16 protein-coding genes and 1 pseudogene are annotated in these 21405 nt (G+C 73.9%); 8 read left to right on the top strand and 9 right to left on the bottom strand.

The genetic code is table 11. The annotated features are described in order from the left end of the window. Positions 1-36: 36 nt before the first annotated feature. The 5 genes and pseudogenes from IG88_RS0134190 to IG88_RS0134170 all read left to right on the top strand — a co-directional run bounded on the left by IG88_RS0134190 (position 37) and on the right by IG88_RS0134170 (position 6549). Complete coding sequence (locus IG88_RS0134190) at positions 37-1905, top strand: ABC transporter substrate-binding protein (RefSeq protein ID WP_031049718.1); 1869 nt, start codon at positions 37-39, stop codon at positions 1903-1905. After that, positions 1889-2950, top strand: a complete 1062-nt coding sequence (locus IG88_RS0134185; protein WP_078861690.1) for an ABC transporter permease — start codon at positions 1889-1891, stop codon at positions 2948-2950. The genes IG88_RS0134190 and IG88_RS0134185 overlap by 17 nt, the downstream gene beginning before the upstream one ends. After that, positions 2947-3879, top strand: coding sequence for an ABC transporter permease (locus tag IG88_RS0134180; RefSeq protein WP_031049713.1), 933 nt, complete (start codon positions 2947-2949; stop codon positions 3877-3879). The genes IG88_RS0134185 and IG88_RS0134180 overlap by 4 nt, the downstream gene beginning before the upstream one ends. Further along, positions 3876-4855 (top strand): annotated as a pseudogene (locus tag IG88_RS39450) (ABC transporter ATP-binding protein); the annotation flags it as partial. The gene IG88_RS0134180 and the pseudogene IG88_RS39450, both read left to right, overlap by 4 nt. Before the next feature lie 644 nt (positions 4856-5499). Then, the gene (locus tag IG88_RS0134170) at positions 5500-6549 is read left to right on the top strand and encodes an oligopeptide/dipeptide ABC transporter ATP-binding protein (RefSeq protein WP_051852179.1); all 1050 of its coding nucleotides are present in this window, start codon (positions 5500-5502) and stop codon (positions 6547-6549) included. 21 nt (positions 6550-6570) lie between these two features. Here the strand turns inward: IG88_RS0134170 and IG88_RS0134165 are convergent, their stop codons facing one another. The 9 genes from IG88_RS0134165 to rimP form a co-directional block, all read right to left on the bottom strand. Continuing rightward, positions 6571-7527, bottom strand: a complete 957-nt coding sequence (locus IG88_RS0134165) for a bifunctional riboflavin kinase/FAD synthetase (protein WP_031049707.1) — start codon at positions 7525-7527, stop codon at positions 6571-6573. Between the two features lie 144 nt (positions 7528-7671). Further along, entirely contained in the window at positions 7672-11469 is a 3798-nt protein-coding gene (locus IG88_RS0134160) for a trypsin-like peptidase domain-containing protein (RefSeq protein ID WP_031049704.1), read from the bottom strand. Between the two features lie 260 nt (positions 11470-11729). Next, the gene (truB, locus tag IG88_RS0134155) at positions 11730-12635 is read right to left on the bottom strand and encodes a tRNA pseudouridine(55) synthase TruB (RefSeq protein ID WP_031049701.1); all 906 of its coding nucleotides are present in this window, start codon (positions 12633-12635) and stop codon (positions 11730-11732) included. After that, positions 12632-13096: a 30S ribosome-binding factor RbfA gene (gene rbfA, locus IG88_RS0134150; protein WP_031049699.1), complete on the bottom strand. Its 465-nt coding sequence runs from the start codon at positions 13094-13096 to the stop codon at positions 12632-12634. Before rbfA ends, truB begins: the two co-directional genes overlap by 4 nt. A 56-nt stretch (positions 13097-13152) precedes the next feature. Continuing rightward, positions 13153-13446, bottom strand: a complete 294-nt coding sequence (locus IG88_RS0134145) for a DUF503 domain-containing protein (RefSeq protein WP_003973319.1) — start codon at positions 13444-13446, stop codon at positions 13153-13155. A 152-nt stretch (positions 13447-13598) separates the two neighbouring features. After that, the gene (gene infB / locus IG88_RS0134140; RefSeq protein WP_030404966.1) at positions 13599-16643 is read right to left on the bottom strand and encodes a translation initiation factor IF-2; all 3045 of its coding nucleotides are present in this window, start codon (positions 16641-16643) and stop codon (positions 13599-13601) included. Between the two features lie 162 nt (positions 16644-16805). Then, positions 16806-17111, bottom strand: a complete 306-nt coding sequence (locus IG88_RS39445; RefSeq protein WP_037837311.1) for a YlxR family protein — start codon at positions 17109-17111, stop codon at positions 16806-16808. A 138-nt stretch (positions 17112-17249) separates the two neighbouring features. Further along, entirely contained in the window at positions 17250-18248 is a 999-nt protein-coding gene (gene nusA, locus IG88_RS0134135; protein WP_031049696.1) for a transcription termination factor NusA, read from the bottom strand. A gap of 2 nt (positions 18249-18250) precedes the next feature. Then, positions 18251-18802: a ribosome maturation factor RimP gene (gene rimP, locus IG88_RS0134130; protein ID WP_031049692.1), complete on the bottom strand. Its 552-nt coding sequence runs from the start codon at positions 18800-18802 to the stop codon at positions 18251-18253. 288 nt (positions 18803-19090) lie between these two features. Between rimP and IG88_RS0134125 the strand changes: the two genes are divergently transcribed. From IG88_RS0134125 to IG88_RS0134115, 3 genes are read left to right on the top strand one after another with little or no spacing between them, the layout of a single operon-like run. Next, the gene (locus IG88_RS0134125; RefSeq protein ID WP_031049690.1) at positions 19091-19657 is read left to right on the top strand and encodes a hypothetical protein; all 567 of its coding nucleotides are present in this window, start codon (positions 19091-19093) and stop codon (positions 19655-19657) included. After that, positions 19654-20151 carry a ferritin-like domain-containing protein gene (locus IG88_RS0134120; RefSeq protein ID WP_031049687.1) on the top strand — a complete coding sequence of 166 codons (498 nt, stop codon included), beginning with the start codon at positions 19654-19656 and terminating at the stop codon, positions 20149-20151. The genes IG88_RS0134125 and IG88_RS0134120 overlap by 4 nt, the downstream gene beginning before the upstream one ends. Before the next feature lie 39 nt (positions 20152-20190). Then, positions 20191-21093 carry an aminoglycoside phosphotransferase family protein gene (locus tag IG88_RS0134115; RefSeq protein ID WP_031049685.1) on the top strand — a complete coding sequence of 301 codons (903 nt, stop codon included), beginning with the start codon at positions 20191-20193 and terminating at the stop codon, positions 21091-21093. The last annotated feature ends 312 nt before the right edge of the window (positions 21094-21405 follow it).

Here is a 21405-nt window from a genome sequence, read left to right as displayed (position 1 = left end):
GCGTCTGCGTGTGCGATGACGCGAGGTCAGGCAGCCATGAACACAACGGATCGGCACGACAACGGACGGACCGGCCACCGGCTCCGGAGAACCCGCCTCCTCGCGGCAGCAGGCGCCGGCGCGCTGCTCCTCGCGTCCGGTGCTGTCGCCCCTTCGGCGGCATCGGCGGCCCCCACGAAGGAGGGCGACGGGGGCGACAAGGTGCTCACCGTCGCGGTGGCGCAGAGCGTGGACTCGCTCAGCCCCTTCCTGGCCGTGCGGCTGCTCAGCACGAGCATCCACCGGTTGACCTACGAGTACCTGACCAACTACGACGCCAAGGACAACCACGTCATACCCGGGCTCGCCACCGAGTGGAAGTCCTCGCCGGACAAGCTGACCTGGACGTACACGATCCGCTCCGACTCCAAGTGGTCGGACGGCGAGCAGGCCACCGCCGAGGACGCGGCGTGGACGTTCAACAAGATGATGACCGACCAGGGCGCCGCCACCGCCAACGGAAGCTTCGTCGGCAACTTCGCGGAGGTCACCGCACCCAGCCCGACCCGGCTGGTGATCCGGCTGAAGAAGCCGCAGGCCACGATGACGGCGCTGGACGTGCCGATCGTGCCCAAGCACGTGTGGGAGAAGGTCGACGACTTCTCGGAGTTCAACAACGACAAGGACTTCCCGGTCGTCGGCAACGGGCCGTTCGTGCTCACCGACTACAAGCCGGACAGCTATGTGCGGCTGAAGGCCAACAAGGACTTCTGGCGGGGCGCGCCGAAGTTCGACGAGCTGGTCTTCCGGTACTACAAGGACCAGGACGCCGCCGTCGCCGCCCTGCGCAAGGGCGAGGTCTCCTTCGTCGCCGGGTCGCCGTCGCTGACACCGGCCCAGGCCGACTCGCTCCAGGGCCAGGAGAACATCCGCGTCAACGACGCCCCCGGCCGCCGCTTCTACGCCCTCGCCACCAATCCGGGCGCGCGGGCGAAGGACGGCACGAAGTTCGGTGACGGCGACCCGTCCCTGCTGGACCAGCGGGTGCGCCACGCGCTGTTCATGGCGGTGGACCGCGAGGCGATCGTGGAGAAGGTCTTCCGGGGCCATGCGGTCGAGGGGGCGGGTTACGTCCCGCCGCGCTTCTCCTCGTACTTCTTCGAGCCGTCGGCCGGGCAGAAGCTGGCCCACGACCCGGCGGCGGCCGCCAGGCTGCTCGACGAGGCGGGATACCGCAAGAACGCCGACGGCAAGCGTCTCGGCAAGGACGGCAAGCCGCTGGACTACCGCGTCCTGTGCCACGCCACCGACCCGAACGACAAGGCGGTCGGCAAGTACCTCCAGGAGTGGTGGGGTGAGCTGGGCATCTCGGTCACCCTCGACTGCCTGGACAACGTGACCGACCCGTGGCTGGCCGGCGAGTACGACCTCGCCTTCGACGGCTGGTCCGTCAACCCCGACCCCGACTTCGCGCTCTCCATCCACACCTGCGACGCGCTCCCGGCGACACCGAAGGACACCGGCGGCACCGACAACTTCATCTGCGACAAGGAGTACGACGAGCTGTACGCGCAGCAGTTGGCCGAGTACGACCCCGGCAAGCGCGCGGAGATCGTCAAGCGGCTGCAGTCCCGGCTGTACGACACCGGGTACATGAACGTGATGGCCTACCCGAACGCCGTCGAGGCCTACCGCACGGACCAGATCGCGTCGATCACGACGATGCCGTCCGGCGCGGGCAACATCTACGGGCAGGACGGCTACTGGAGCTGGTGGTCGGCGGTGCCCGCCGACTCCGGTGACTCCTCGGGGAGTTCGTCGTCGGCCGGGACCGTGATCGGGATCGCCGCAGGGGTCGTCGTCCTCGTCGGACTCGGCGTGCTCTTCGCCGTCCGCCGCCGTGCCACGGCTGACGACCGTGAGTAGCGCGGCCGGCCCCGCGAGTGTCACGGCCGTGGGCAGGCGGCCGGCCGGCGCACCGCGGGGCCGCTCCCGCAGCGGGTACCCGAGGTACCTGGCGGGCAAGCTGGCGGGCGCGGCCGTCTCCCTGTTCGCCGTCCTGGTCACGAGCTTCTTCCTCTTCCGGCTGATACCCGGCGACCCGGTGAGGTTCATGACCGGTGGCCGCCCGGTTTCCGCCGAGCAACTCGCCACCTACCGGGAAGAGTTCGGGCTCGATCTGCCGTTGTGGCAGCAGTTCACGGACTACTGCGGCAAAGCGCTGAGCGGGGATCTCGGCACGTCGTACCAGTTCCACGCGCCCGTCGTCGACAAAATCACCGAAGCGCTGCCGAACACCCTGCTGCTGACCGGCACCGCCTTCGTGCTGTACACCGCGCTGGGTGCCTTCCTCGGCACCCGTTCGGCGTGGCGGCACGGCGGACTCGGCGACCGTTTCCACACCGGACTGGCGCTGACCCTTTACTCCATTCCCTCCTTCTGGCTGGGGCTGCTGCTCATCATCGTGCTGTCGGTGGGCGTGGATCCGGTCCCGGGCCTGTTCCCGACCGGCGGGATGGAGTCGGGCCGGGAGGAGGGCCTGGCCCATGTGCTGGACGTGGCGCACCATCTCGTCCTGCCGGTGGTGACGCTGGTCGCCGTGGAGTACGGGCAGACGCTGCTGGTCACCCGGTCGGCGCTGCTGGACGAGATGGGCGCCGACTACCTGACCACCGCGCGGGCCAAGGGGCTCAGGGACGACCTGGTCCGGCGCCGGCACGCGGTGCCCAACGCGCTGCTGCCGACGGTGACGCTGGTCTTCGTGAATCTCGGGCGGACGGTGGCGGGGGTCGTCCTCGTCGAGACGGTCTTCTCCTGGCCGGGCCTCGGCGGGCTGTTCTACCAGGCGCTGAGCGTGCCCGATCTCCCGTTGGTGCAGGGGTTGTTCTTCGTCTTCGCCGCCGCGGTGATCCTCATGAACACGCTGGCCGACCTGGTGTATCCGATGCTCGATCCGAGGGTGGGCCGATGACCGCCGAGACCGCCGAACCTTCAGTGAAGCCGGGTGGGCCGGGTCCGCGTGCCCTCGCCCGGCGGCGGCGCCGCGCCTCCGCGGCGCGCTTCTGGAAGGAGTACCGCAAGCATCGCGCGGGGGTGTTCGGGCTGGCCGCGCTGGTGCTGTTCGTGCTGGTGGCGCTCACCGCGCCGCTGACCGTCGGGTCGGACGTGGACAGCGTGACCGACGCGCCCGGGCAGCCGTTGGAGAGCCCGAGCGGCCGGTTCCCGCTGGGTACCGACCAGTTCGGGCGGGATCTGCTGGGCCTGCTGGTGTGGGGCTCGCGGGTCTCGCTGCTCGTCGGGCTGCTGGCGGCGGCGCTGTCGGTGCTGATCGGCGCGCTCATCGGCATCACGGCCGGGCACTTCCGCGGCTGGTACGCCACGGTGCTGATGCGGATCACGGACTGGTTCCTGGTGATGCCGACGCTGGTGCTCGCGATCGTGCTGGCGACGGTGCTGTCCCGGTCGCTCGGCACGATCGTGCTCGCGATCGGCGTGACCACGTGGCCCACGACGGCACGCCTGGTGCGGGCGCAGACGCTGGCGGTGGAGTCCCGGCCGTACATCGAGCGGGCGAAGGCGCTCGGGGGCGGGCACTGGCACATCATGTCGCGGCACGTGCTGCCCAACGTCATGCCGCTGATCCTGGCGCAGACCACGCTGATCATCTCCTCGGCGATCCTGGCCGAGGCGACCCTGGCCTTCCTCGGGCTCGGGGACCCGGCGGTGGTGTCCTGGGGCGGGCTGCTGCAGGACGCGCGGGAGGCGGGCTCGGTGAGTGCCGGCGACTGGTGGTACCTGGTGCCGCCGGGCATCGGGATCGCGGTGGTGGCACTGGCGTTCACCCTGTGCGGGCGTGCGATGGAGGCCGTGCTCAATCCCCGGCTGGGGGTGTCCCGTTGAGTCTGCTCGAGGTGCGGGGCCTGGAGGTGACGTATCCCGGCGGTGCGGCTGCCGTCCGCGGGGTCGACCTGGTGCTGGAGGCGGGCGAGAAGCTGGGCGTCGCGGGCGAGTCCGGCTGCGGCAAGTCCACACTGGCCCTGGCGCTGCTGCGGCTGCTGCCGCCCGGGGCGCGGGTCGGCGGGCGGATCCTGCTGGACGGCGAGGACGTGCTCGCGATGAAGTGGGGCCGCCTGCGGGCGGTGCGGTGGGCGGGGGCGTCGATCGTCTTCCAGGGCGCGATGCACTCGCTGAACGCCGTCCACCGCGTCGGTGACCAGATCGCCGAGCCGATCCTGCTGCACGGCAGGGCCACGGCGGCCGCTGCGCGCAGGAGGGCCGGGGAACTGCTGGAGCAGGTGGGGCTGCCGGGCGCGCGGGCGCGGGCCTACCCGCACGAACTGTCCGGCGGTCAGCGGCAGCGGGTGATGATCGCGATGGCGCTGGCCTGCGACCCGCGTCTGATCGTCGCCGACGAGCCGACCACGGCGCTCGACGTGATGATCCAGGCGCAGATCCTGCGGCTGATCGAGGGCCTGGTGGGCGCGCAGGACGTCGGCCTGATCATGATCAGCCACGACCTCGCGGTACTGGCCGACACCTGCGACCGGCTCGCGGTGATGTACGCGGGCCGCGTGGTCGAGGAGGGCCCGGCCCGACAGGTCTACGACGACGCCCGGCCCCCTACGGCCGGGCCCTGTCGGAGGCCTTCCCCAGGATCGGCGACCCGGCCTCCCGGTTCGCCCCGCGCGGCCTGCCGGGCGACCCTCCCGACCCGTCGGCGCTCCCGCCCGGGTGCGCGTTCCACCCGCGCTGCCCGGTCGTGCTGGACCTCTGCGCCACGGAGGACCAGCCGTTGCGGCACACGGGCCCACGGCACCGGGTGGCGTGCGTGCACGTGGGGGCGGCGGGCGGCGCGGCGGCCGCCGTGAAGGGGGCGGCGGACGCGGGCGCGGAGGCCGCCGGCGGCGACGGCTGGGCCGAGACCGCCGCCGACACCGCAGACGGCGCTGTGGCCGACGCACGTGCGGCCGACGACGGGGACGGGGCAGGCCGGAACGCGGGAGGCGGAGACGCCGGAAGCAGAGACGCGGGAAACGGAGACGCGGGAAGCAGGAACGCCGGAGGCAGAGACGCGGGGAACGGAGGCGCGGGAAACGGAGGCGCGGACGAAACCGTTGCCGCAGCCGAGGCGGCTGCCAAGGGCAGGCCGGACCGGCACACCACCGCCATCGACCGGACCGACCCCGAGGCCGGAACTCCTGGCGAGACCCGGACCGTCCCCGAGGCCAGGACACCCGGCGAGAGCCAGACCGGCCCGAACGCCCGGACCCCCAGCAACACCCAGACCGACCCCAACACCCAGACCGACCCCAATACCCAGACCGACCCCGACGCCGTCCCCGGCGGCCGCCGGCCTGCCCTGAACGGCACCGCCGTGGACGACGGGGCGCCCGGCGAAGCCGCGGAGGACCGGGGGACCGGGTCGGCCGAGGAGCGGGCCGGTGCCGAACCGAGGGCCGCCGGTGACCGGTCGGGCGACGGCGCGTCCGCGCAGGGCGACGGAGTGAGGAGCAGTACCCCATGAGCAGCGCCAGGAGCGGCAGAAGCGGCACGCACACCGGCACCTCCGGCACCACCGCCCCGTTGCTGAGCGCCCAGGGCCTGCACGTCACGTTCCCCGGACGGCGCGGGGCGGCCGACGCGCGGGCCGTGGACGGGGTCGACCTGGACATCGGGCGCGGTGAGATCGTCGCGCTGGTCGGCGAGTCGGGCTGCGGGAAGACGACCCTCGCCCGTGCGCTGCTCGGCCTCGTCACGCCGACCGGGGGCCGCGTCGCCTTCGACGGGGCGCCCCTCGCCCACTCCGCCCGGGCGCTCAAGGCGTTCCGCAGGCGGGCCCAGCTCGTCCTCCAGGACCCGAGCGGCTCGCTGAACCCGCGGCACACGGTGTACGACATCGTCGCCGAGGGCCTGCGCATCCACGGCCACGCCGGGGACGAGCGGACGGCGGTCACCGAGGCGCTGGCGCGCGCCGGACTGCGGCCGCCGGAGCGCTTCCTCCTGCGCTACCCGCACGAGCTGTCGGGCGGCCAACGCCAGCGGGTCGTCATCGCGGGCGCCCTGGTGCTGCGCCCGGAACTCCTCGTCGCCGACGAACCGGTGGCCTCGCTGGACGCGTCGGTGCGCGGCGAGATCCTGGCGCTGCTGCTGCGGCTGCGCTCCGAGCTGGGTCTGGCCGCCCTGGTCGTGACCCACGACCTGGGGCTGGCCTGGAACATCGCCGACCGGGTCGCGGTGATGTACCTCGGCCGGATCGTCGAGACCGGCGCTGTGGAGCAGGTGCTGACGGCCCCGCGTCACCCCTACACGCGGGCCCTGCTGTCCGTGCTCCCGGAGGCGCCCGGCACCCCGGTGGTGCTCACCGGCGAGCCCCCGGACCCGTCGTACATCCCCGGCGGCTGTCGTTTCCACGTCCGCTGCCCGGTGCTGGCGGGCGGCGAGGCCGACCGGGCCGGGGTCGCGGACGCCTGCCGGAACGAGGAGCCGGGGATCCCGCACGGCGGCGACGGAGCCCAGGTCGCCTGCCACTGGGCACGGGCGCGGCGGCCCGCGGCCGGCCGGCCGGGCTGATTCCGGGGGCGACGGGCGCCGTCAGGACCCGGCGGCGTCCGCCGCGGTGATCTCACGGCACCGGTCGACGTCCTCGGCCATCTGCGCCAGCAGCGCGTCCAGCGTCTCGAACTTCGCCTGCCCGCGCACGAAGGCCACGAAGTCGACGGCGACGTGCAGCCCGTACAGGTCGAGGTCCACGCGGTCGATGGCGTACGCCTCGACCGTGCGCTCGGTGCCCTCGAACTGCGGGTTGGTACCGACGGAGATCGCGGCCGGCATCGCCTCGCCCTGCGCGTGCAGCCAGCCGGCGTAGACGCCGTCGGCCGGGATCGCGGTGTGCGGGAGGGTCTCGACGTTGGCCGTCGGGAAGCCCATCTCCCGGCCGCGCTGGGCGCCGCGCACGACCACGCCCTCCACGCGGTGCGGACGGCCCAGGATCTCGGCGGCGCCCGCCACGTCGCCGTCGGCGACCAGGCGGCGGGTCAGGGTGGAGGAGAACGGCTCGCCGCCGCCCGCCTCGCCGGTGACGTACAGGTCGACGACCTCGACCTCGAAGTCGTAGACCTTGCCCTGGTCGACGAGGAAGTCCACGTTGCCGGCGGCCTTGTGGCCGAAGCGGAAGTTGGGGCCCTCGACGACCGCCTTGGCGCGCAGCCGGTCGACCAGCACCTTGACCACGAAGTCGGCTGCGGAGAGCTTCGAGAACTCCTTGGTGAACGGCAGGATCAGCACCGCGTCCACGCCCAGCTCCGCCATCAGTTCGGCCCGGCGGTGGTGCGGGGCGAGCAGCGGCGGGTGGCTGCCGGGGCGGACGACCTCGCTGGGGTGCGGGTCGAAGGTGACGACGACGGCGGGCACGCCCAGCGCACGGGCGCGGTCCACGGCGTGGCTGATGATGAGCTGGTGCCCGCGGTGGACACCGTCGTAGGAGCCGATGGTGACGACGCTGCGTCCCCAGTCCTCGGGGATGTCCTCCAAGCCACGCCAGCGCTGCACTGTGTCCGCTCCTCGGTGCTTCCGTGGTTTCCATGGTTTCCGTGGTGACCCTTACGCAGGTCTAAGGGTGCCATGCCCTCCGGCTCCGGCCCTCATCGGCATCGGCGCTGTGACCGGGTGCACCCGGCGCCGCGCGCGGCCGGGTCAGGCGGGGACGCGGACGCCCGCCAACTGCTCGATCGTGCGGCGGGTGCTCGGGCCCACCAGGGCGGCCCAGTCCTCGGGCGCGTCGGCGAGCCAGCCGGTCAGACGGGTGGCGAAGCCCGGGAGGTGGCGGGCCAGGTCGACCAGTCCGCGGTCGAAGCGGGTGGCGCCGTCGGAGGTGCGTACGAGGAGCAGCCCGGTCCGGTGGACGAGGGCCCGCAGTTCGTCCCCGGCGCACCGGGCGGCGGCGTGCAGCAGGGCGTCCAGGACGGCGGGCTCGTGCTCGTGGGCGAACAGGTGCTCCCGCAGTGCGCGGCGCTGCGGGGCACCGGCCGTGCTCCCGTCGGTGGCGAGGACGGCGGCGAGCGCGGCCCGCGCCGGCTCGGGACCGGCGTCCAGGAGGCGGGTGACCAGCGGGAGGAGCACGGCGTGGGGCGCGGGGTCCCGGTCGAGGCGCCGGTCGACGTAGGCGGCCAGGTGCCCGGCGGTCTCGGGGCGCTCCCGCACGGCCCGCCCCACGAGGTCGGCCACCGGGTGCGCCAGCGCGGGCGTGGTGGCGTCGGCGAGGCTGCGCAGCGCCTCTCCGGCGTCCGGGCCGAGCAGGCGGGCCCGGAAGGCCTCCAGGACGGGTTCGGGGTGGGTCGGCAGGGCGGTGGCCACCGCGCTCGGCGGGAGGTGGGGGTCGCAGGCGGCGAAGTGGTCGAGGGCTCTGGGCAGGTGGCGGTCGCGGCAGCCCGGGTCCTGGACGAGCAGGGCGAGCGCGCCGCCCCGCAGTGGGCTGCCGGAGGGGCCGGCGAGCAGGACCAGCGCGGCGTGGCGGAGCAGGGTGCGGTCGGCGGCGGTGCGTGCGTGCGGGGCGGTGCGCAGGCCGTGGGTGACCGCCGCGGCCTGCCGTGCCGGGCGCTCGTCGCGCGCCCACCGCTCCACCGCGCGGCACAGCGCCGACGGTTCCTCCTCGGCGAGGACGGCGAGCAGTTCGTCGGCGCGCCGGTGCGCGCTGTCGACGAGGACTTCGGTGAGACCGTCCAGGCCGCGGTGGCGGTGGGTGTGCAGCAGCGCCTGCGCGGCCGTCGCGACGGTGGCGTGCGGGGTGGCGGGCAGCGGCCGCTCGTCGTCGAACCACCGCACGAGCAGCGGTTGTACGGCCGCGGGGTCCGCGGTGAGCAGACCGGCCACGGTGTCGAGGTGGCGCGGCCCCGGCTCGTGCGGGGGGCCGTCGGCGAGGACCAGGCGGCGCAGCAGGTCCAGGCGGATGGTCTCCGGCACGCGCACCGCCGTCCAGAACCCGGGCCCGAAGACCTGGGGCGCCTCCCCCCGCCGTTCGGCGAGGGTGTCGGCCAGGAGCCGCAGTACCTCCGTGTACGGCGTCGCGTCGGGCAGGCGGGTGAGCACATCGGCGAGCAGCCGTGCGGCCCACCAGGAGTGCGGGTCGAGGTCGAGGGCGTGCACCAGCTCCTCGAGCGTCAGGGAGAGTTGGGGGACTCCGTGCTGACGGGCGAGGAGCAGGAGCGCCTCGACGACGGAGCCGATGCGGTGGTGCGGGACCGGGAGGGTGCGGGTGCCGTGCGGGGTGTCGCGGCGGTGGACGAGGGCACGCAGGGCCTCGTCCAGGTCGAGGTGGGTTCCCTGGATCCAGTCGGCCAGCTCCTCGTGGGCGAAGCGGTAGCCGCGGCCCGCGGGGACGAAGAGGCCCTCGGCGAGCACGGCCGGCGCCCAGCCGGTGCCGCCGCCCAGCCGGGCCGGGGCCGGACCCCACGGGAACAGCGCCTCGAAGGTGTCCCGGTCCAGTCCGCCCTGTCCGGGACCGAGGCTGCGCCGCGCCGCCTCGTGGACCTGCCCGGAGACCTTCGCCGCGAGCCGTCGCACGGGCGTGCCGTGCAGGCCGTTCTCCCCGGCCAGGCGGGTGGCGACGCGCAGGCACATCAGGTCCAGGTACGCCGCGAAGACCTCGTCCCGGGTGACGGGCACCGGGGCCGGGTCCCCGGGGAGGGCGGCGCGGACCTCCGCGAGCAGGCGGAGGGTGAGGGGGTGCCCGGCGTCGGGTTCGGCCAGGACGCCGTCCGGTACGCCGTACCGTGCGCGTGCCTCGCGGGCCTCGTCGCCGCGGAGGTCGCGCAGGCGGACGCAGGGCGGGAGTCCGGCGGACGTGCCGGGCACCGGCTCCGCTCCCGCCCCGCCGCCGGCACGCGGCGGATGCGCCTCCCGGCCGCTCACCCCGGGGACCGACGCTCCACCACCCGTCCCGTCCCCCACCGCCCCGCCCACGCCCCGGGCCGCCCCAGGCAGAGTCCCCCGGACGCCCGACACCTCCCCGGCCGGCCACTCCGCCCCCGGAACCGGACCCCCGGAACCCGGCACGCTTCCCGCCGCCCACGGTGGCCGCCCCTCGCGGGCGGCCCCCGCCGCACGACCGCCCACAGCGGCGGCGGCCCGCACCGGCCCCCGCGTCGCGGCGTCCGGGCCGTACAGCAGCTCCCTGGGGAACTCCGCGCCCGCGTGCTCCCAGTACTCCGCGCGGCAGGCCACCACCAGCCGGGCTCCGGTCTCCCGGAGCCACGTGGCCGTGCCCTCGGTCCACTCGGGGAGGCGGTGGGCCAGCACGGACGGCATCTCCTCGGGGCCGTCGAGGAGGACCAGGAGGGGCCGGCCGGAGGTGCGGGCCAGGTGGGCGAGGCGTTCCGGCGCCACGTCGCCGAGGCCGTCGGGTCGGGCGGGGTCCGAGGCGGCCACGATGCGGGCCGCCCTGGCCAGCGTCCGGCGGGCCGCGTCGGCCAGCGACATGTCGTCGTCGTGCAGGTCGGCCCCGCGCAGCCACAGCGTGGGCGCCGCCCCCACGCCCGCGGAGCGGCGGGCGGCGAGGGCCGCCAGCTCGGTCGTACGGCCGCTGCCCGGCGCGCCGACCAGGCCGAGTACGCGGGCGGGGCTCGCGGCGAAGGCGGCGAACTCGCGGACCGTCGCCGCGCGTTCGACCGGTTCGACGGCGCCGGACGCACCGCCCGGACCGGCGGCGGGGTTCCCCTCCGTGACCGATGTCGCCGTGAGGGCGAGCACACCGGCCAGGTTGAGGTCGGCGCCGTACGCCGGGACCGTCGCCGCGTTCTCCGCGAGCAGGCCGGCCAGCGGGCCCGTGGCCGCGCGGTGCAGCGGCACGGCGAAGCCGACGTCGCTGTGGCCGGAGCTGAGGGCGGTGCCGAGGACGCCGAGGACGGCGCCGGTCGTCACGTCCAGGACCGGACCGCCGGCCGCGCCGCCGCCCAGCCGCAGGGCGTCCCGCCCGGACGTGCCGACGGCGAGTTCCAGGGCGTCGCCGAGGAGGTGGAAGCGGTCGGTGGCCGCGTAGGTGACGTCGGTGGTGCCCAGGACCCGGGCCTCGCGCCAGCCGCCGGCGGCGATGCGGACGTAGGTCCCGGCCTCGACGCGGGCCCGTGTGGTGAGGGGCAGCGGGTCGACGCCGAGGCCCCCGGCGCGGACGAGCGCCAGGCCCAGGTCGGGCAGCGGCGTCACGTCGGCGGCGGCCACGACGCGGCGGCGGTCCCCGGCGGTGCTCAGGACGAGCCGGGACAGGCCGTCGACGGCCTCGTGGCTGGTGAGCACGGTGCCGTGGTGGTCGGCGACGAACCCCGTGCCGCGGGGGCGGCCGGCGAGGTCGTGGAAGCGGATCAGGGCGGCGTCGGACGCGTGCCCCACCGGGTCCGCCCCGAGAACCGTGGGCTCGCCCCGCGCCTGCCCGGAACGGCTCCCGGGCCGCTCGTCCACCGTGCCGCCCGTCGCCCCCCGGGACCGGTTCCTCGACGCCATCGCCGAACCTCCCCGCCGTACACCCGCACCCGTGCTGTGCGTCCGACCGTAGGCGCGCGATGATCAGCGGGACAGATCTCCTGGCGAAAGCGCCCCCTTCCACTCCCCCGGTTCACTCCGAGCGCCCGCCCGGACGGGTGAACACGAGGGGTGGGCTGGATAGACATCAAGTCGTGGGGGAACCGAGGGGGGACCGTGGAGCGGCGATCTGTGAGTCCCCGTGATCGCCGCTCCGCGGGCGGACCCGACGCCGGGCGGGCTCAGCCGAAGACGGCCAGGCTCTTCGCCTTGCCCCGGTGTTCCTCCACGAGGGCGAGGAGGCGTCCCTCGGGGTCGAAGACGGCCACGGCCCCGGCGCCCGCGTACTCCTCGGGCATGTCCAGCCGTACGCCGTTGGTGAGCAGCCGGGCCCGCCTGGCGTCCACGTCCCAGCGCGGGAAGGCGGCGCCGGCCGCGTCCGCGACGGGCATGACGGTCAGCTCCTGCTGGAGCCGGTCCAGCGTCCGGGCGCTCTCGAGCTTGTACGGCCCCACGCGCGTGCGGCGCAGCGCCGTGAGGTGCCCGCCGACGCCCAGGTCGGCGCCCAGGTCGCGGGCCAGGGCCCGGATGTAGGTGCCGGAGGAGCAGGTCACCGAGACCACCAGGTCGAGCACCGGGGTGCCGTCCTCGGCGACGGCGTCCCGGACGTCGTACACCGCGAAGGAGGAGACGGTGACGGGGCGGGCGGGGATCTCGAAGTCCTCGCCCTCGCGCGCCCGCTTGTAGGAGCGGACACCCTTGATCTTGATGGCGCTGACCTTGGACGGCACCTGCATGATGTCGCCGCTGAGCTTGGCGACACCGGCGTCGATCGCCTCCCGGGTGACCTTCGAGGCGTCCCGCGACCCCGTGATCTCGCCCTCGGCGTCGTCGGTGAGCGTCGTCTGCCCGAGCCTGATGGTGCCCAGGTACTCCTTCTCGGTGAGGGCGAGGTGCCCGAGGAGCTTGGTCGCCCGCTCCACCCCGAGGACCAGGACGCCCGTCGCCATCGGGTCGAGCGTGCCGGCGTGCCCGACGCGCCGGGTGCGGGCGATGCCCCGCATCTTGGCGACGACGTCGTGCGAAGTGAAGCCCGACGGCTTGTCGACGATGACAAGGCCGTCGGGCGTGGTGTGCTTCTCGGTCATTTAGCGGTGTCGTCCGTCTCGTCGGCCTCGGTCTCGTCCTCACCCGGCTTGCGGTACGGGTCCGCCTCCCCCGCGTACGTGGCGCCCGCGGACGCCTCGCGCACCTTCTCGTCGGACTGCCGCGCCTTGTCGAGGAGGTCCTCAATGTTGCGGGCGGTGTCCGGCAGGGCGTCCATGACGAAGGTCAGGGTCGGCGTGAACTTCACGCCCGCCGCCTTGCCGACCTCGGAGCGCAGGATGCCCTTGGCGCTCTCCAGGCCCGCCGAGGCGGCCTTGCGCTCCTCGTCGTCCCCGTAGACCGTGTAGAAGACGGTCGCCTCCCGAAGGTCACCGGTGACCCGGGTGTCCGTGATGGTGACGTGCGAGCCGAGCCGCGGGTCCTTGATCCCGCGCTGCAGCTTCTGGGCCACCACCTCTCGGATGAGGTCCGCCAGCCTTTTCGCCCGCGCGTTGTCGGCCACTGGTCCGTCTCCCGTTCTTTCTTCTCTTGCCCGATCCGGCCTTCTGCCCGATCCGGTCAGTCGTCGTCGCCGTGGAAGCGCCGTCGCACCGACAGCAGTTCCACCTCGGGGCGTCCGGCCACCAGCCGTTCGCACCGGTCGAGTACGTCGCTGAGGTGGCCCGCGTCGCCGGACACCAGGGCCAGGCCGACGACCGCCCGGCGGTGGAGGTTCATGTGCTCCACCTCCGCCGCGCTCACCGCGTACTTCCGCTGGAGTTCGGCGACGATCGGACGGACGACGGAGCGCTTCTCCTTCAGCGAATGTACGTCGCCGAGGAGGAGGTCGAAGGACAGCGTCCCCACATACATGTGCAACCGGTTCACCCGCCGGTCCGGGATCGATGGCCCCGCCGCGAACGGGCGGGATCATCTGAACCGTACAACGAACGGCCGGGGCCGATCGACGGATATTGTGCTCCGCCGACCGGCCCCGGACCGGTCACTCCCGGAAGTCGCGGTGCTTACACCCGCGGCTTCTCGCGCATCTCGTACGTCGCGATGACGTCGTCGACCTTGATGTCGTTGAAGTTTCCGAGGTTGATACCGCCCTCGAAGCCTTCGCGGATCTCGGTGACGTCGTCCTTGAAGCGACGCAGACCCTCGATGTTGAGGTTCTCCGCGATGACCTTGCCATCGCGCAGGAGGCGCGCCTTGGTGTTGCGCTTGACCTCGCCGGAGCGGATGAGAACACCCGCGATGTTGCCCAGCTTGGAGGAGCGGAAGACCTCGCGGATCTCCGCCGTGCCCAGCTCGACCTCTTCGTACTCCGGCTTGAGCATGCCCTTGAGGGCCGCCTCGATCTCCTCGATCGCCTGGTAGATGACCGAGTAGTACCGGACGTCCACACCCTCGCGCTCGGCCATCTGCGCGGCACGCCCGGCGGCGCGCACGTTGAAGCCGATCACGATGGCGTCGGAGCCCATCGCCAGGTCGATGTCGGACTCCGTGACCGCACCGACACCGCGGTGCAGGACGCGGATGTCGACCTCTTCGCCGACGTCAAGCTGGAGCAGGGAGGACTCGAGGGCCTCGACGGAACCAGAAGCGTCACCCTTGATGATGAGGTTGAGCTGCTGGACCTCGCCGGCCTTGAGCACCTTGTCCAGGTCCTCCAGCGACACGCGGCGCGTGCGCTTGGCGAACGCGGCGTTGCGCTCGCGGGCGGCGCGCTTCTCCGCGATCTGGCGGGCCGTACGGTCCTCCTCGACCACGATGAAGTTGTCACCGGCGCCCGGCACATTGGTCAGACCCAGCACCTGGACCGGCGTGGACGGGCCCGCCTCGGCGACGTTGTTGCCGTTGTCGTCGAGCATGGCGCGGACGCGGCCGTAGGCGTCGCCCACCACCATCGTGTCGCCGACCCGCAGGGTGCCCCGCTGCACGAGGACCGTCGCGACGGCACCGCGGCCGCGGTCGAGACGGGACTCGATGGAGATGCCCTGCGCGTCCTGGTTCGGGTTGGCCCGCAGGTCGAGCGAGGCGTCCGCGGTGAGGACCACGGCCTCCAGCAGGGAGTCGATGTGCAGACCCTGCTTGGCGGAGATGTCGACGAACATGGTGTCGCCGCCGTACTCCTCGGCCACCAGGCCGTACTCGGTCAGCTGACCGCGCACCTTGGTCGGGTCGGCGCCCTCGACGTCGATCTTGTTGACCGCGACGACGATCGGGACCTCGGCCGCCTTGGCGTGGTTGAGCGCCTCGACCGTCTGCGGCATGACGCCGTCGTTGGCCGCGACGACCAGGATCGCGATGTCGGTCGACCGGGCACCACGGGCACGCATGGCGGTGAACGCCTCGTGACCCGGGGTGTCGATGAAGGTGATCTTGCGCTCTTCGTCGTTGACCTCGGTCGCCACCTGGTAGGCACCGATGTGCTGGGTGATGCCGCCGGCCTCGCCCGCGATGACGTTCGTCTTGCGGATGGCGTCGAGCAGTCGGGTCTTTCCGTGGTCGACGTGACCCATGACGGTGACCACCGGCGGACGGACGACCAGGTCCTCCTCGGAGCCCTCGTCCTCGCCGAACTCCAGGTCGAAGGACTCGAGCAGCTCGCGGTCCTCCTCCTCCGGGCTGACGATCTGAACCGTGTAGTTCATCTCGTCGGCGAGGAGCTGGAGCGTCTCGTCGGAGACGGACTGGGTCGCGGTGACCATCTCGCCGAGGTTCATCATGACCGCGACGAGCGACGCCGGGTTGGCGTTGATCTTCTCCGCGAAGTCGGTGAGCGACGCACCGCGCGACAGGCGAATGGTCTCGCCGTTGCCGCGAGGCAGCATCACGCCGCCGACCGACGGGGCCTGCATGGCCTCGTACTCCTGGCGCCTCTGCCGCTTCGACTTGCGACCGCGACGCGCGGGACCGCCGGGACGGCCGAAGGCGCCCTGCGTGCCACCGCGGCCACCGGGACCGCCGGGACGGCCGCCGAAGCCGGGACGGCCACCGCCGCCGCCGAAGCCACCGCCGGGACGGCCGGCGAAACCGCCGCCGCCACCACCGGGACGACCGCCGCCGCCACCGGGACGGCCGGCGAAGCCGCCGCCGCCCGGACGACCGCCGCCGCCGGGACGACCGGCCCCACCGGGACCGCGACCGCCGCCACCGGGGCCGGGACGCGGGCCGGCAGCCGGACGCTGCGGCATCATGCCGGGGTTCGGACGCGGGCCGCCGGGACGGGGACCGCCCTGGCCGCCCTGCGGGCGCGGCATCGAGCCCGGCGTCGGGCGGTTGCCGCCCGGAGCCTGGGGACGGGGACCGCCGCCCTGGCCGCCGGGGCCCTGCGGACGCGGACCGCCGCCGGGGGCGCCGGGGCCGCCCGGACGGGGACCGCCCTGCGGACGGGGCGCCTGCGGGCGCGCCATGCCGGCGTTGCCGCCGGAGGTGAAGGGGTTGTTGCCCGGACGCGGACCGCCGGGACGGCCGCCGGGGCGCTGGCCCGGGGCGGCGGGACGCTGGCCGCCGGGACGGCCCTGGCCGCCCTGCTGACCGCGGTCCTGACCCGGACCGGACGGACGGGCGCCGCCGGGCTTGGGAGCGCCGGGACGCGCACCACCGGGCTTCGGGCCGGCCGGAGCCGGGGACGAAGCGGCCGGGGCCGCCGGCGGAGCGGTGAACTCCGGCGCGGCCGGGGCCGGACGCGGCGCGGGCGCGGGCTTGGGACCCGGCGTCGGGCGCGGGCCCGGCGTCGGGGCGGACGGCGCCGCGGGCTGCTGGGCGGCCGGGGGCTTGGGAGCCGCCGGACCCGGACGGGGCGCAGCCGGACGGGCCGCCTGCGCCGGGGAGGGCGCCGACGGCCTGGGGGCAGCCTTCTTCGGGGCCGCGGGACGACCGGCTGCCCGGCCGTTGCCGCCACCCTGCTGGAAGGCGTCTGTCAGCTTGCGTACTACGGGCGCTTCGATCGTCGAAGACGCCGAACGGACGAATTCACCGAGTTCCTGGAGCTTGGCCATGACGACCTTGCTCTCGACACCGAACTCCTTGGCGAGTTCGTAGACCCGGACCTTAGCCACTTCGCTCCTCTGAGGTCCGGGTTGCGTCCGGACCGTCGCTAGTTCATGGGCGTACTCATCGCGTACTCATCGAGTGCTCATCGCAATCTCGACCTGCTTTCGACTCGCGAGGTACCAGGCCGCGCGGGGTTCCGCGCGGCACCGTCTTCCTTACCACGTTGCTCACATGCTGCCGTCGGCAGCCCTGTCGCAACCTTGTGCCTGCTCGACGTAGTGGCGCAACGCCTTTACGTCGAGCGGACCCGGGACGCGGAGCGCCCGCGGGAACGCCTTGCGGCGCACTGCCTGGTCGACACAGACCGGCACGGGGTGGACGTACGCACCCCGGCCGGGCAGCGTACCGCGTGGATCGGGGGCGCATTGACCCTCGACCGCGACGGTGCGCAGCAGCTCGCTCTTGACCGCTCGCTCCCGGCACCCCACGCAGGTGCGCTCGGGGCATGCTCGGGTACGTGTCCGGCCAGACACTTCTAAGTCTACCTCCCCGGACCGACCTCACCCCTCCGGGGCAAGAATCGAACACGTGCCGCACGCAAAGCTGTCGTGATGTCAGCGGCGTGCGGCTTGGATCTATTCCCGCGGCTGCTCCGGGGTCTGCCCCCGCGCCTACTCCGCCGGCTGGTCGTCGGGCTGCTCGGTGTCCGGGCGGATGTCGATCCGCCAGCCCGTCAGCCGGGCCGCGAGGCGGGCGTTCTGGCCTTCCTTGCCGATGGCCAGGGAAAGCTGGTAGTCGGGCACGATCACGCGCGCGGAACGGGCCGCCAGGTCCACGACCTCCACCTTGGAGACGCGGGCCGGGGAGAGCGCGTTCGCCACCATCTCGGCCGGGTCGTCCGACCAGTCGACGATGTCGATCTTCTCGCCGTTCAGCTCGCCCATGACGTTGCGCACCCGGCCGCCCATGGGGCCGATGCAGGCGCCCTTGGCGTTCAGGCCGGAGCGGGTGGAACGTACGGCGATCTTGGTGCGGTGGCCGGCCTCGCGGGCGATCGCGGAGATCTCGACGGAGCCGTCGGCGATCTCCGGCACCTCCAGGGCGAAGAGCTTCTTCACCAGGTTGGGGTGCGTGCGCGAAAGCGTCACGGACGGGCCGCGCACGCCCTTGGCCACACGGACGACGTAGGAGCGCAGGCGCGTCCCGTGGGGGTACTCCTCGCCCGGCACCTGCTCCTGCACCGGCAGGATGGCCTCCAGCTTGCCGATGTCGACCAGCACGTTCTTCGGGTCGCGGCCCTGTTGGACCACGCCCGTGACGATGTCGCCCTCACGGCCGGCGTACTCGCCGAGCGTCGCGTCGTCCTCGGCGTCGCGCAGCCGCTGCAGGATGACCTGCTTGGCGGTGGTGGCGGCGATGCGGCCGAAGTCGGAGGGGGTGTCGTCGAACTCGCGGGCCGCCTGGCCCTCCTCGAGGTCGTCGGGGTCCTCCTTCGCCCACACGGTCACGTGTCCGGTGTTCCGGTCGAGCTCCACGCGCGCGTGCCGGCGGCTTCCCTCGGTGCGGTGGTAGGCGATGAGGAGGGCCGACTCGATCGCTTCGACCAGCAGGTCGAAGGAGATCTCCTTCTCCCGTACCAAGCCCCGCAGGGCGCTCATGTCGATGTCCACGGCTACGCCTCCTCCTCTTTCGTGTTGTTGTTCTTGTTGTTGTTCTTGGTGTTGTTCTTGGTGTCCGCCGTGCTGTCGTCCTTGCGGTTGAACTCGACCTGGACGCGTGCCTTGTCGATGTCGCCGAAGGACAGCCTGCGGGTGGTGGCCTTGCGGCCCTTGACGCCCGGTACCTCGAGGTCGAGCCCCTCCTCGTCCACGGCGAGGATCCGGGCGACCAGCTCGCCGCCCTCGTGGAGCTGGAAGCGGACCAGGCGGTCGGTGGCGCGCACGTAGTGGCGGTGCTGGGTGAGCGCGCGCTCCGCGCCGGGGGTGCCGACCTCCAGGGTGTACTCCCCCTCGCCCATCGCGTCGCTCTCGTCGAGCTTCGCCGAGAGCGCGCGGCTCACATCGGCGATCCGGTCCAGGTCCGCTCCGGTGTCGGAGTCGACGACCACGCGCAGCACACGCCTGCGGCCGACCGAGTCGACCGCGAGCTCTTCGAGGTCCAGTCCCTGGGAGGCGACGAGCGGCTCCAGCAGCTCTCGCAGCCTCTCGCTCTGGGTGGTGCTCATCCGGGTGACTCCTCGGCCGCGTGTGCTGTTGTGGGACGGTGCGCGTGTCTGGTCAAAGGGTATCCGGTCGCCGGGGGTGTTGCCGTCCACCCCGGTGCGGCGGGGTTCGGGGGAAGCAGGGCTTATGGAGCGGGGGTGCGCGCGTGGCGCCGGTGAGTGGTGCTCGGGCGGGGCACGGGTACCGTGATCACGGGCGGGCCGCAGGCCACCAGGCCGCACTGCGGATCTTCCGTCGTCGCCCGTCGTTCTGCCGCCGCTTCCCGTACGAGCCTGTCGAGGACGTCTGCCGTGTCGCTTTCCGCATCGCCGTACCCGCCCCGCGGGCCGCGCAGAAGGAGCCTGCTCGCGTCGGCCGCCGGGGCCGGGGCCGCCCTGCTCGTCGGCTGCACCGGCGGGCCGGACTCCGACGGCCCCGGCAACGGTCCGTCGGCCGCCGACCGGGTACGCGCGCGTGCGGCCCGGGACAGCGAGGTGCTGGCCGAACGGTACGCGGCGGTGATCGCGGCCCATCCCGGGCTGGCGGCACGGCTGGCGCCGCTGCGGGAGGAAGTCGTACGGCACGCGGAGGTGTTCGGTGGCGGGCGGGCCGCGTCGTCCTCGGCCGCGCCCTCGGGATCGCCTTCCGGTGCGCCGTCGGCCTCCGCGCGTGCCGCCGGGCCCGCTGCCCGTGACTCCGCCGCGGTGCCGGCGGACGAGAAGGGGGCTCTGGCCCTGCTCGCCGACGCCGAGCGGAAGCTGGCCGACCGGCGGGCCGGGGCACTGCTCGACGTGCCGGGCGAGTCGGCCCGGCTGCTGGCATCGGTCGCCGCGGCCGGCGCGGCGCACGTGTTTCTGCTGACGGAGGGTGACGGGTGAGCAAGGCGGAGAACGGGCGGCTGGACGCCCTCCAGGCGGCCCTTGCGGCGGAGCACGCGGCGGTGTACGGCTACGGCGTCGTCGGCGGGCGGATCGGCGACGACCGGCGCACCGAGGCGCGGGCGGCGTACGACGCGCACCGGGCCCGGCGGGACGCGCTGGCACGCGAGGTGCGGGGACTGGGCGGTGAGCCGGTCGCCGCGGCGGCGGGGTACGCGCTCCCCTTCTCGGTGCCGGACTCGGCGGCGGCCGTGCGGCTGGCGGCCGAGTTGGAGGACCGGGTGGCCGGGGTCTACTCCGACCTGGTGCGGGCGGCCGAGGGTGCCGGGCGGTCCACGGCGGCCGGTGCGCTGCGTGAGGCCGCGGTCCGTGCGGCGCGCTGGCGGGGCGGGAGCGTAGCCTTCCCTGGGCTCGCCGAGCGGGCCGGCACGCCCTCCGGACGGGGGGCCGCTTCCGGTGCCGCCGACACGGCGACGGCTTCACCTACTGCGTAACGCGTACGGCATTCCGTACGGGAAGGGAACGGCTCGCGCATGGCTTTCGAACCGCCGCGGCGTTTGGTCAGGGCGCTCGGCGAGACGGCACCGGACGGTGACGACTGGTTGGCGAAGCTGCCCGAGGCGGTGGAGCGGGCCGTGGCGGTGCGGGGGCTGACCGTGGAGCGGGTGCAGGTGCCCGGCGGGCGCAGCAGCCTGGTGGTGCTGGTGCGGACGACCGAGGGCTCCCCCGCGGTGCTGAAGCTCGCCCCGGGGCGGGCGCGTCCGGAGAGTGAGCGGGCCGCGCTCGTGCACTGGGGTGGGCTGGGTGCCGTGCAGGTGCGCGAGGAAGGGGCCGGGGCGGCGGGGGTGCTGCTGCTGGAGAGACTGCATCCGGACGTGTCGGTGCGGTCGTTGCCGGAGGCGAAGGCGTTGCTCGAGGCGGCGGGGACGTTGCGGCGGCTGTGGGTGGAGCCGCCTGCCTCCCACGCCTTCGAGACGGTGGCCGAGCGGACCGGGCGGCAGGCCGACGCGATGCGGGCGGGGGCGGCTGCCGACGCCCAGGTGGCGCCGCTGGTCGACGCTGCGCTGGCGGTGCGTGCGGAGCTGTTGGCCGAGCCGCCGGAGCGGATGCTGCTGCACGGGACGTTCCGGCAGAGCAAGGTGCTCGCCGGGGATCGGATGCCGTGGCTGGCGGTGGGGCCCGATCCGGTGGTCGGGGAGAGCGCGTTCGATCTGGCGCGGCTGGTGCGGGACCGGGTGGAGGACCTGATCGCGCAGCCGTCGGGGGCGTCGACGACTCGGCGGCGGATCAAGCGCCTCGCGGAGTCGCTGGAGGTCGATCAGGAACGGCTGCGTGGCTGGACGCTGTTCCGGGCGGTGGAGTCGGGGGTGCGGGCCCGGCGGGTGGGGCGGGAGCAGGACGCGGAGCTGTTGCTGGAGTTCGCGGGCTGGCTTTGACGGGGTTGCGGGATGCCTGCGGCGCCTGTGCGGGTTCGGTGGGGGTGCGGGGTGCCTGCGGCGCCTGTGCGGATTTGGTGGGGGTGCGCGTAGCGCGGTGGGGTGCGTTGTGGGTCGGGGCCGCGCCGGGGGGTGTCCGTCCTCGGAACGGCGCGGAATCGGTCGGCCACAAATCTTCCCCGGCGCGGACGCGCCAACCGCTGCGGGCGGACCCCCCCCGACACGACCCCTTCGCGCCGTACGCGACTGCCGGCCGTCGCCCCCTAGCTGCGGGCAGTCGTGCCGCTGGGGCGGCACGGGTGGGCGCAGCGG

It is taken from the genome of Streptomyces sp. NRRL F-5650 (genome assembly GCF_000721365.1).
Taxonomy (GTDB): domain Bacteria; phylum Actinomycetota; class Actinomycetes; order Streptomycetales; family Streptomycetaceae; genus Streptomyces; species Streptomyces ardesiacus.
The sequence above is the reverse complement of the archived record's forward strand: the minus strand, read 5'-3'. Positions and strand labels throughout refer to the sequence as shown.